Source organism: Streptomyces sp. NPDC054841 (assembly GCF_053611045.1).
Genome location: NZ_JBSGZO010000276.1, coordinates 1 through 11360, shown reverse-complemented (window position 1 = coordinate 11360; position 11360 = coordinate 1). Strand labels below are relative to the sequence as shown.

At 73.1% G+C, this 11360-nt stretch carries 10 protein-coding genes and 1 riboswitch; of the genes, 8 read left to right on the top strand and 2 right to left on the bottom strand.

Annotated features, from left to right (window positions below; all coding sequences use genetic code 11):
* Positions 1-375 precede the first annotated feature (375 nt).
* The gene (locus ACWGI8_RS29130) at positions 376-732 is read left to right on the top strand and encodes a hypothetical protein (protein WP_453665343.1); all 357 of its coding nucleotides are present in this window, start codon (positions 376-378) and stop codon (positions 730-732) included.
* Between the two features lie 349 nt (positions 733-1081).
* Here ACWGI8_RS29130 and ACWGI8_RS29125 read toward each other — a convergent pair whose 3' ends face one another.
* Together ACWGI8_RS29125 and ACWGI8_RS29120 are read right to left on the bottom strand one after the other, a co-directional pair.
* Entirely contained in the window at positions 1082-1204 is a 123-nt protein-coding gene (locus tag ACWGI8_RS29125; protein WP_453665341.1) for a hypothetical protein, read from the bottom strand.
* Positions 1205-1759: 555 nt separating this feature from the next.
* The gene (locus ACWGI8_RS29120) at positions 1760-2404 is read right to left on the bottom strand and encodes a hypothetical protein (protein WP_453665339.1); all 645 of its coding nucleotides are present in this window, start codon (positions 2402-2404) and stop codon (positions 1760-1762) included.
* A gap of 241 nt (positions 2405-2645) precedes the next feature.
* Here ACWGI8_RS29120 and ACWGI8_RS29115 point away from each other — a divergent pair, with 241 nt between their 5' ends.
* From ACWGI8_RS29115 to ACWGI8_RS29085, 7 genes are all read left to right on the top strand, one after another.
* Entirely contained in the window at positions 2646-3686 is a 1041-nt protein-coding gene (locus ACWGI8_RS29115) for an MBL fold metallo-hydrolase (protein WP_453665337.1), read from the top strand.
* A gap of 91 nt (positions 3687-3777) precedes the next feature.
* Positions 3778-3925, top strand: a riboswitch (cobalamin riboswitch).
* A gap of 92 nt (positions 3926-4017) precedes the next feature.
* Positions 4018-5277, top strand: a complete 1260-nt coding sequence (locus ACWGI8_RS29110) for a prenyltransferase/squalene oxidase repeat-containing protein (RefSeq protein WP_453665335.1) — start codon at positions 4018-4020, stop codon at positions 5275-5277.
* Positions 5278-5378: 101 nt separating this feature from the next.
* Positions 5379-6071 carry an SCO2322 family protein gene (locus tag ACWGI8_RS29105; RefSeq protein WP_453665333.1) on the top strand — a complete coding sequence of 231 codons (693 nt, stop codon included), beginning with the start codon at positions 5379-5381 and terminating at the stop codon, positions 6069-6071.
* Positions 6072-6460: 389 nt separating this feature from the next.
* A complete protein-coding gene (locus ACWGI8_RS29100) occupies positions 6461-7552 on the top strand; it encodes an energy-coupling factor transporter transmembrane component T (protein WP_453665346.1) in 1092 nt (363 codons plus the stop codon).
* Positions 7549-9783 (top strand): ATP-binding cassette domain-containing protein, encoded by a 2235-nt coding sequence (locus ACWGI8_RS29095; protein ID WP_453665331.1) that lies wholly within the window; start codon positions 7549-7551, stop codon positions 9781-9783. Before ACWGI8_RS29100 ends, ACWGI8_RS29095 begins: the two co-directional genes overlap by 4 nt.
* Positions 9747-10604: an ECF transporter S component gene (locus ACWGI8_RS29090; protein ID WP_453665344.1), complete on the top strand. Its 858-nt coding sequence runs from the start codon at positions 9747-9749 to the stop codon at positions 10602-10604. Before ACWGI8_RS29095 ends, ACWGI8_RS29090 begins: the two co-directional genes overlap by 37 nt.
* Before the next feature lie 302 nt (positions 10605-10906).
* Entirely contained in the window at positions 10907-11308 is a 402-nt protein-coding gene (locus ACWGI8_RS29085) for an aggregation-promoting factor C-terminal-like domain-containing protein (RefSeq protein WP_453665330.1), read from the top strand.
* Positions 11309-11360: the final 52 nt, after the last annotated feature.

Sequence of the window (11360 nt, the reverse complement as noted above, 5' to 3'; positions counted from 1 at the left end):
GCGGCGATGTGCCGCAGCGTCTCCTGCTCACGCGGAGCCAGCGCGGGTGCGGAAGTTTCGGCGTACGGCGTGGCGAGTGCGAGGCTCATGGGATTTCCTCCGACGGAACGGATCGGTCGTCGTCACTGCTCACACCCTCGGAAGCAGGAGGCGTATGCCCGAATAAGGCTTTTTGCCCTCTTTTCAAAAGCCTGACCGTGCGACTTCACGACGACGTCCGCCGACTGTCACGGGCGCGTCACAGGGGCACGCCCCCAGGCGCGTCGCGGCGCGATGACCGAGAAGAGCCGAGCAATCGGGAGTGAGTCACGCATTCGCGGCGGGCTGCGGCGCGGCACTCCCAACGAGTATTCGAACAGACGTATCATTCCAGCTGTGGCCGATACCTTCCCTTCCGACCTGATCGACGCCCAGCGCCGCCTCCGACAGGCCAACGCCGCGTACCAGGCTCTGTGTCAGACCCTGCCCTGGTCGGTCGAGCCCCTGAAGGGCTGGCCCGGCGAAGAGCACCCCCACACCGGCGTCGTCACCGGCGGCCAGGCGGACAGTCCTGGTTACACCGACGAGCAGAAGGCGGAGGAGGCCCGTCTCTGGGCCCTGGTTCGGGAGCTGTCCATCGAGGTGTCGACCCACCCGCACTGGGTGACCATGGAGGGCGAGGCGCGAGTGAGAGCCCGTATGGCACTGAAGCACCACCCCGACACCGCGCCGACGAACACCGCGGCCGCGTAGCGAAGGCGGCACGCCATGCCCGACCTGACGCCAGAGAAGCGTCCCGACTCAGGGCACCAGCCGCACTGCGCCAGGTCCGGCCGGCTCCCTTCGAACGATTCCAGCGATCCCGGTCGCTGGAGCCGGAGACGGCCGCCTGCACGACTCCATGCCCGCAGGGATCCCGACGGTCCCGTCGGTCAGGGCATGGTGGCGGGGGTATGGCCGGCGATCAGCGACGCCGCGGATGAGCGGCGGCTTCGGGTGGGGGCGTAGCGGCCCTCCCCGGTGCTCGACCGGTCCGCATCCGGACAATTCTGACGGGCCATCAGTTCTTGAACAAAGCCACGGAGGAGGGCTGATGGGCCCATCAGTCATCGACGTCGAGACTGTCGTCGTGCAGCTTCCGCCAGAGCCGGGTCACCAACCTGGCGGCGCGCAGGTACGAGCGAGCGAGCCGCTGCCGCTCCTCCGGAAAGCTGCGGCTCAGCATCCTTCGCGAAAAGGTCTCGTCCGTGGCCTCCAGATAGGGCAGGAGCGCGTGGTGCCACGGGGTCGGAAGGCCTTTCGCTCCGCAACCGGCCGATGAGGCTCGCGACCGGTCCCATCGGCCCTCGGTGAACCATCACCAGGTACCGCTCGGTCACGAAGGCATGCATATGGGCGACCTGGCCCGCTTCGACCACGGGCACGACGAAGCCCGCAGTGTCCCCGAGGAACTCGGCCCGTACGGATTCGCCTTCCCTGCCCAGCCACGTCAAGCCCTCGGCTTCCAGACCGAGTTGCCGGGAGACCGGCTGTTCGTCGGGCGACGCCTTCTCGGGCAGCTCGATGTCCACGAGCAGGAAGCGCGATGCCGCGAGACGCTCACGGGCCTCCGGCAGGTTTGTACGAGCGACGAGCCCTTCCGGCATCGACACCACGGATACGATCATCGTCCCTCACCGTGCGCACGGGCGGCAGCTTCTCCCAGCCTGCGCACACCCTGACGTTCACGCATGCGGAGAGACTCATTCGCACCGTTCGGGTGATCACCCGAACGGAAAGGTCAGGGGATGCGCAGGCTGCTGGTGAAGCGCTTGTAGAGCACGTTCAGGCCCTTCTCGTTCGCAGTGGGGGCACTGGTCGCAAGCACGACAAGCTGGCCGTCAGCGGCAATGACACGGATGAGGATCACGCTCGGGACGCCGTCACTGTTGAACGTGATACGGCCCTCGCGGGCGGGGTGGCCGTCGACTGTTGTGGCGCGGTTGCTGGTCACGGTCCCGCTGACCGGGGCAGCAGCGCCTGGGATGACCGTGCCCAGCGCATCCTTGACGTCAGTTCCCGAAGTGTCCGCGACCTCGAAGGCAAAGCGCTTGTTCCCGTCCTCGACCTTGTAAATGCGCATCTGGATCGACTTGGAGTCGAGGGTGAAGGAACCTTCCTGGGTTTCGGCCTTGCCGGGCATCTTGACCGAGATGCCGGTGGGTTTGTCGGTGGTCTCGACCCACTCGGCGGTGATGCTGCGAGGCGGGCCGGTGACCGAGATCCAGTCGTCGTCGGCGGCGGTGGCGGAGGCGCGGAGGCCGCCCGTGCGGGCGAAGTCGTGGGGCGTGCCGGCGGCGGTGGCCCCGCCCGTCCCTGCAGCGACCAGAACGGCGGTCAGGCTCACGGTGGTGGCCCTGCGAGCAAAGCGGCCTGTGGTGTTCACGGGTCCTCCCAGCGCTCTTCCTCGCTGTCGACGCACATGAGGTCCTCTTCCAGTGGATCGCAGCGAGCACTGCCTGTCATGTCGGCGCAAGAACCCTCAACCAGAACGATCTTCGGCGTGGCGACACCCGAGACGCAGGCCGGCCGGGGATGCCGGCAAACTCTCCCCGACCATTCTGACGGTCCATCAGTTCTCGTTATAGTGAGCAATGCCCCTGCCGCCTCCGGAGATTCGAGGACGCATGCCACAGGTGATCCAGCACGGCGGAGGCGTGTGGTCCCTCCAGGTCCCCATCCCGGACAACCCGCTCGGCCACACCCTGGTCCATGTCCTCGACACCGGCCGCGGCCCCGTCCTCATCGACACCGGCTGGGACGATCCGGCCTCCTGGACGGCCCTCACCGAGGGCCTGTCCGCCATCGGCACCTCGGTGGCCGCCGTCCACGGCGTCGTCATCACCCACCACCACCCCGACCACCACGGACTGTCCGGTCAGGTGCGCGAGGCGTCCGGCGCCTGGATCGCGATGCACGCGGCCGACACCGCCGTCGTACGCCGCACCCGCGAGGCACGGCCCGGCGCCTGGCTCGACTACCTCGCCCACAAGCTCGCCGCCGTCGGCGCCCCCGAGGAGCATCTGGCCCCGCTGCGCGCGGCGCGCGCCGAAGGCCGGATGCGCACCCTGCCCGGGCTCCGGGCCGCCCTGCCCGACCGGGAGATCGTCCCCGGGGAGCCGGTCGACCTGGCCGGCCGTCGGCTGCGCGCGATATGGACGCCCGGCCACACCCCCGGGCACGTCTGTCTGCACCTGGAGGAGGAGCACCCGGCGAACCTCCCCGGCGTTGGACGGCTCTTCTCCGGCGACCATCTGCTGCCGGGGATCACCCCGCACATCGGCCTCTACGAAGACCCCGACGACTCCACCGTCACCGACCCGCTCGGCGACTACCTCGACTCCCTGGAGCGTGTGGGCCGCCTCGGCGTCGCCGAGGTCCTCCCGGCGCACCAGCACGCCTTCACCGACGCCCCCGCCCGAGTCCGTGAGCTGCTGGCCCACCACGAGGAGCGGCTGGGCGGACTGCTGGAGCTCCTCGCCGCGCCGCTCACTCCGTGGCAGCTGGCCGAGCGCATGGAGTGGAACCGCCCCTGGGAGCAGATCCCCTACGGCTCACGGAACATCGCGGTCTCGGAGGCGGAGGCCCATCTGCGCCGCCTGGTGAAGCTGGGGCGGGCGGAGGCGGTGGCGGGCAGTGATCCGGTGGCGTACGTGGCGGCTCACTGACGCCCGTCCCCGTCGGCCGGGGCGCCGGCATTCCGGCGGGCGCGTCCGCGCGGGCCCGGCAGTGCCGACCGTCCCCGGGGGCCCGGCATACGGACCGGTAGAGTGTGCGAGTCGTCATCACACCGTACGGGGGGAAGCCGGTGCAAATCCGGCACTGACCCGCAACCGTGAGCCGCCGTCGCAGGCGGTGAGTCGGAATGCCTCGTACCGGAGTGACCGGTTCGCGCCATCGGGACCGCCCGGTGGCCGGCACCGTCGAGGTATACGGCGCCGGAGCCTGGTGCCTCAGCGTGCCTGTGCCCGGCTCCCGACAGGAGAGGCACAGTCCGCCATGACCGTTCGCCGCAGCGCAGCAGCGCTCGCCGCCGCTTCCGCCGTGCTCTGCGTGGCCGGTGCCCCGGCCGCGACGGCCGCGCCCACCCCTTCTCCCTCGCCCACGATCCCGGCCGGGCTGTACGGCACCAAGGACCCGACGTACGACGGTGTCTGGCGGCAGTCGCTGGCGCTGCTCGCGCAGGACGTCATGCGGACCGTGCCCGCCGCGAAGTCCGTCGACTGGCTGACCGGGCAGCAGTGCGCGAACGGCGGCTTCGCCTCGTACCGCGCGGACGCCGGCAAGCCGTGCGACGCGAAGACGATGCTGGACACCAACGCCACGGCGGCCGCCGTGCAGTCCCTGCGCGCCCTCGGCGGGCACCAGGACGCCGTCAACAAGGGCCTGGAGTGGCTGAAGTCCGTGCAGAACGCGGACGGCGGCTGGAGCTACAACCCGGGCATGCCGTCCGACGCCAACTCCACGTCGATCGTGATCGGCGCCTTCGCCGCGGCGCAGGCCAAGCCGGGCGACGTGAAGTCGAAGGACGGAAAGACCCCGTACGACGCACTCGTCTCCTTCGCGATCCCGTGTGCCGACGCGACGGGCGGCGGGGCGTTCGCGTACCAGCCGGACAAGGCGGGCAAGCTGCTCGCGAACGGCGACGCCACGGCGGCGGCCGTGCTCGGCGGACTGGGCCGCGGCATGATCGCCGGCGGCCCGAAGCCGGACGGGGAACCGAAGTGCGCCAGCCCGGCCAGGGCGACTCCGGAGCAGGCCGCGCGCAACGGCGCCGCGTACCTCACGAAGGCCCTGGCGAAGACCGGGCACCTGGACTCGCCGCCGATGCCCGGCGCGACCGACCCGGCTCCGCTGCCGGACTTCGGCAACACCGCGGACGCGGTGCTCGCCCTGTCCGCCGCCGGGCACAGTGACAAGGCGGCCGGTGCGGTGGCCTGGCTGGAGAAGAACTCCGCCGGCTGGGCGAAGGACGCCGGACCTGCCGCGTACGCGCAGCTCATCCTCGCCGCGCACGCGTCCGGCGCCGACCCGCGCGACTTCGGCGGTGCCGACCTGGTCGAGCAGCTGAACGCGACCGGCCCCGCGCCCACGGCCACGGACGCGGCCACGCCGCAGCCGAGCGAGGGCGACTCGGACGACGAGACGGACAAGGGCGGCGACAGCGCCGGTATCTGGTGGATCGTCGGCGCGGGTGTCGCGGCCGGCGCGGGCATCGGCTTCCTGATCAGCGGTCGCCGGAAGAACCAGCAGCAGTGATGCCGAGGGCGACCGACCGCACTCGCCCCCGCGCCCGCGCCCGCGGTGCGCGGTGGTACGGGACGCGGTGGTACGGGACGCGCACAGGGGTGGGCACGGTCGTGCCTGCACGACTGACGGCGCTCGTCCTCGCCCTCGGCGTCGCGCTCACCGTGCTGGGCGGCGCGGGGTCCGCGCAGGCGGCGGGCTACCGGTACTGGTCGTTCTGGCAGTCCGACGGCGGGGCCTGGGCGTACGCCACCCAGGGCCCGGCCACGGCCCGGCCGGCCGATGGCACGGTGGACGGCTTCCGCTTCTCCGTCAGTGCGGACTCGCAGGACTCTGCCAGGCCCCGGACCGCACCCGGCTTCGCCGCGCTGTGCGCGGGTACCCCCGCGAAGGCCGGCACCAAGCGCGTCGGCGTGGTCGTCGACTTCGGCACCCCCGCCGACGCGCCGGGGGGCGAGACGCCGCCGGCCCCCCGCACCGGCTGTGCGCAGGTCCGTCCCGACGCCACCAGTGCGGAGGCCCTCGCCGCGGTGGCCGAGCCCCTGCGCTACAACTCGGATGCGCTGCTGTGCGCGATCTCCGGCTGCCCGAGGACGGGCTGCGGCGAACAGGTGTCGGGCGACGCCCCGTCGACGACAGCGTCCCCGCAGTCCTCGTCGCAGTCCTCCCCGGAGTCCGCCTCCGCGCCTGCCGAGACGGCCGAGGCGACCGGCAGCGGCCCGTCGCTCGGCCTCCTCGCGGGTGTCGCCGCGGTCCTCGCGCTGGGCGCGGCGGCGTTCTGGCAGTCCCGCCGCCGTCGCGGATGACCCCGCCGAGCCCCGGCCGCCGTGCCGGTACCGACCGCACACATCAAGCCCGTCCGGCGCTTGAGGACGGACGCACCGGCCGCGCCCACGAGAACGGCACGTTTCCCGCCCGCCCGGCGGCGCCTGAGGAGGGCGCGTTTTCAGCCCGTCCGGCGACGCCTGCGGACGGCCACACCGGCCGCGCCCACGAGAACGGCACGTTTCCAACCCGTCCGGCGACGCCTGCGGACGGCCACACCGGCCGCGCCCACGAGAACGGCACGTTCCCAGCCCGTCCGGCGACGCCTGCGGACGGCCACACCGGCCGCCCCGGCCGGGACCGGTACGCCACGCGCCGCGACGCTGCACACCGCGAGCGCCCGGGGCGGCGCCCGCCCCGTGGCGGAGTCCTGCGCGCCCCCGAGGCGAGCCGCAGCAACGCGCTGCCCCCGGGGGCGTGGTGGGTGTGGGCTCTGGGTCTGGCCACCGCCGCGTCCCGGACCACCAACCCCCTTCTCCTGGGCCTGCTGGTCGGCGTCGCCGGGTACGTCGTGGCGGCGCGCCGCACCGACGCGCCGTGGGCCCGCTCGTACGGCGCCTTCGTCAAGCTGGGGCTCTTCGTCATCGCGGCCCGGCTGGTCTTCTCCGCCGTCCTCGGCTCGCCGATTCCGGGTACGCATCTGCTGGTGACGCTGCCGGAAGTACCGCTGCCCGACTGGTCTCAGGGGATCAGGATCGGCGGCCGGGTGACGGCCGAGCAGCTGGTGTTCGCGCTGTACGACGGCGCGAAGCTGGCCACGCTGCTGATCTGTGTCGGTGCGGCGAACGCCCTCGCCAACCCGGCGCGGCTGCTGAAGTCGCTGCCGGGTGCGCTGTACGAGGCGGGCGTCGCCGTCGTCGTCGCGATGACGTTCGCGCCGAACATGGTCGCGGACGTGGTGCGGCTGCGCACCGCCCGCCGGCTGCGCGGCCGCCCGACCGGCGGGGTGAAGGCGGTGCTGCAGATCGGGCTGCCGGTACTCGAGGGCGCGCTGGAGCGGTCGGTCGCGGTGGCCGCGTCGATGGACGCGCGGGGGTACGGGCGTACGGCACAGGTGCCGCCCGCGGTCCGGCACACCACGTCGGCCCTCACGCTCGGCGGTCTGCTCGGGGTCTGCGCCGGCTCGTACGGACTGCTCGCGGCCGAGGGGGCGGGGTACGGACTGCCGGTGCTGCTGGGCGGGTTCGCCGCGGCGCTGGCGGGGCTGTGGCTCGGCGGGCGCCGTCAGGTCCGTACCCGCTACCGCCCCGACCACTGGGGCGTCCGGGCGTGGCTGGTGGCCGGGTCGGGCGTGGCGGTCGCGGCGCTGATGATCCGGGCGGGTTCGTACGATCCGGACGCCCTGCACCCCGGCGTCGTACCGCTGACCGCGCCCACCCTGCCGCTGTGGCCCGCGGTGTCGGTCCTGGTGGGCCTGATGCCCGCGTTCGTAGCTCCCGCACCGCCGGAGGAGTCGTCGTGATCCGCTTCGAGAACGTCTCGGTGACGTACGGCGACGCCGCCGCGCCCACGATCGCCGGGGTGGACCTGACCGTCCCCGAGGGCGAACTGGTTCTGCTCGTCGGCCCGTCGGGAGTCGGCAAGTCGACACTTCTGGGTGCCGTCTCCGGGCTGGTGCCGCATTTCACGGGCGGCACGCTGCGGGGCCGGGTCACGGTGAACGGCCGGGACACCCGCACCCACAGGCCGCGCGAGCTCGCCGATCTCGTCGGCACGGTGGGCCAGGACCCGCTCGCCCACTTCGTGACCGACACGGTGGAGGACGAGCTGGCGTACGGGATGGAGTCGCTGGGCCTGGCCCCGGACGTGATGCGCCGCCGCGTCGAGGAGACCCTCGACCTGCTGGGCCTGGCCGGTCTTCGCGACCGCCCGATCGCGACGCTCTCCGGCGGCCAGCAGCAGCGCGTCGCGATCGGTTCCGTGCTGACCCCGCACCCGAGGGTGCTGGTTCTGGACGAGCCGACGTCGGCGCTCGATCCGGCCGCGGCGGAGGAGGTGCTGGCGGTCCTCCAGCGGCTCGTCCACGATCTGGGCACGACCGTCCTGATGGCGGAGCACCGACTTGAGCGGGTCGTCCAGTACGCGGACCAGGTCGTGCTGCTCCCGGCTCCTGGCGAGCCCCCGGTGACGGGCGCCCCCGCCGACATCATGACCGTTTCCCCGGTCCACCCCCCGGTCGTCGCCCTCGGCCGCCTGGCGGGCTGGGACCCGCTGCCGCTGTCGGTACGGGACGCGCGGCGCCGCGCGGGCGACTTGCGGGCGCGGCTGTCGGGGACGGAGCCGCGGGTTCCGGGTGCGGCCGCTGTTCTCTCCCCCACCCCGCCCCTTCCCGAAGCCGTGGGCGAGCCCCCGGCCCCCCACCGCGGACCCGCGACGGCGGCCCCCGCCCCGGGCGAGACATGGGGTACGGAGGCGGACACCGACCCGCTTCGCGGATCCGACGAGGCCGCCCCGACCGCACTCGCCGACGCAGCGGATGCGTCGGCCGACCGGCTCGGGCCCGCGGACGCGTCGTCCGACCGGCTCCCGCCCGCGGCTGCGGCTCCGGCTCCGGCTGGCCCACGGTCCGCAGCCGCCAATGACGAGGCACCTACGGCCGGAGGACCCGCACCCTCACGACGGCCCGCACCGGCGAGCGGGGCGAAACGGGGGTACCCCCAGGCGAAGCTCTGGGCGAGCGAGGGAACCCCGCCCGACCGCCAGGCCGGGCGCACCCACCACGCGCCCGCAGCCGAGGCACGCGGGCTCGCCGCCCGGAGCCTGTTCGGCAGACTCCTGCGGCGCAGCCGCCCCGCGGCAGCCGACGGCGGAACCCCGCCCGACCACCAGGCCGAGCGCACCCACCCCGCGGCCGCCGACGCGCACCCGTCCCTACCCGACACCCGGCGCAGCCGCCCCGCGGCAGCCGACGCGCACCCGTCCGTACCCGACACCCGGCGCAGCCGCCCCGCGGCCGAAGCGCGCGGTCTCGCCGTCCGCCGCGGACGGGTCGAGGCGCTCCGGCGCGTCGACCTCACCGTGACGCCCGGCGAGACCGTAGCGCTCATGGGCCGCAACGGCGCCGGGAAGTCCACGCTGCTCGGCACCCTGGTGGGCATGGTCGAGCCGACCGCCGGCGCGGTCACCGTGAGCGGGCTCACCCCGCACCGCACCCCGCCCCGCGAGCTGATCCGGGAGGTGGCGCTGGTGCCGCAGGAGCCGCGGGACCTGCTGTATGCGGACACGGTGGGCGCCGAGTGCGCCGCCGCGGACGCGGACGCGGGCGCCGCGCCCGGGACCTGCCGGGAACTCGTCACCGCGCTGCTGCCCGGCGTACCGGACGAGACCCACCCCCGGGATCTCTCCGAGGGGCAGCGCCTGGCGCTCGCCCTCGCGCTCGTGCTGACGGCCCGCCCCCCGCTGCTGCTCCTCGACGAGCCGACGCGTGGTCTGGACTACGCCGCGAAGGCCCGGCTCGTCTCCGTGCTGCGCGGTCTCGCGGCCGAGGGTCACGCCATCGTCCTCGCCACGCATGACGTGGAGCTCGCCGCCGAGCTGGCGCACCGGGTGGTGATCCTCGCGGACGGCGAGGTCGTGGCGGACGGCCCGACGGCCGACGTCGTGGTGTCGTCGCCCGCCTTCGCGCCCCAGGTCGCGAAGATCCTCGCCCCGGAGCCCTGGCTGACCGTGGCCCAGGTCGAGGAGGCCCTGTGACGGCCCGCCCCGTCCGTCTCGGCCCTCGCGCCGTCGCCGCACTCGCCCTCATCAGCGCGATCGGCGTCGTCGCCTTCGGCTGGCCGCTGCTCGCCGGCGCGGACGCGGCCGTCACGGACCACGCCCAGGACGCCCCCTGGCTCTTCGCCGCGCTGCTGCCGCTTCTCGTCGGTGTCGTCGTCGCGACGATCGCCGACGGCGGCATGGACGCGAAGGCCGTCGCGATGCTGGGTGTGCTCGCCGCCGTGGGCGCCGCGCTGCGCCCGCTCGGCGCGGGTACGGCGGGCCTGGAGCCCATGTTCTTCCTTATGGTGCTGAGCGGCCGGGTGCTCGGCCCGGGCTTCGGCTTCGTACTCGGCTCGGTCACGATGTTCGCGTCCGCGCTGCTCACCGGCGGTGTCGGGCCGTGGATGCCGTTCCAGATGCTCGCGATGGGCTGGTTCACGACGGGCGCGGGCCTGCTGCCCGGCCCGGACCGCCTCCGGGGCCGCGCCGAGCTGCTGATGCTCGCCGGATACGGTTTCGCCGCGGCGTTCGCGTACGGCACGGTCATGAATCTGTACGGCTGGACGATCGTGCCGGGCATGGCCTCGGGGATCTCCTTCCACGCGGGCGACCCGGTCGGCGAGAACCTGGTGCGCTTCGTCGCGTACGTCCTGGCCACCTCGCTCGGCTGGGACCTGGGCCGTGCCACCCTCACCGTCGTCCTGACGCTCACCGTCGGTCCGACGCTGCTGAAGGCGCTCCGCCGGGCGACACGGCGCGCGGCCTTCGAGGCCCAGGTCACTTTCGAGGCCTCCAAAACCTCTTCCGAGGGGTGAGGCGGCCCACAGGACTTTGGTCCCAGAACGATCGGCCTTCGTAGTCGGTTTCCCAGGGCATCCGCTTTCGGGCCACCGCCCCTGACCTGCACATAAACCCCATATGCCCAGTTTGGGACTTTCGACCCTCCCTGCCCCCTCTACGTCGTATCTACGGGGTGAGCCCGGTCACGGCGGCGGGTCCGATGCCCTGGTTACAACTGTTCTCGTCGCAAGGCGCCGCAGGGCCTCGAAGCCCAGCACACGAGCCCGGCTCGGCCCGCCCCTCGCGACTGCACAGTCCCCGAACGTTAGGTACCGCCTTGTCCCGCTCGCTGATCACCCGTTTCACTGCCCGCAACAAGTCCGTTGTCGCCGGTGCCGCCGTGCTTCTCGGTGCGGCCGGTGCGGTGATGGGGACGACGTCGACGGCCTCGGCCGCCACGCCGCAGGAGCTGGCGAAGCAGATGATGCCGGCCGCCGAGTTCCAGTGCTTCGACAAGATCGTGCAGCACGAGTCCAACTGGGACCCGACCGCCACCAACGCCTCCTCCGGCGCGTACGGCCTGGTCCAGGCCCTGCCGGGCGGCAAGATGGCCTCGGCCGGTGCCGACTGGAAGACCAACCCCGAGACCCAGATCAAGTGGGGTCTGGAGTACATGAACGAGCGCTACGGCAGCCCGTGCGGCGCCTGGAACTTCTGGCAGGCCAACAACTGGTACTGAGCCGACGGACGGCAGTCGCAGCATCTGAGGGCCCCGGTGGCCGACGCGAGGG

Bases quoted from the DNA above. Each gene is read 5' to 3' on its own strand.
- ACWGI8_RS29125 (WP_453665341.1), bottom strand. From the start codon at position 1,204: ATGCTGAGCCGCAGCTTTCCGGAGGAGCGGCAGCGGCTCGCTCGCTCG.
- ACWGI8_RS29110 (WP_453665335.1), top strand. From the start codon at position 4,018: ATGACCGTTCGCCGCAGCGCAGCAGCGCTCGCCGCCGCTTCCGCCGTG.
- ACWGI8_RS29115 (WP_453665337.1), top strand. From the start codon at position 2,646: ATGCCACAGGTGATCCAGCACGGCGGAGGCGTGTGGTCCCTCCAGGTC.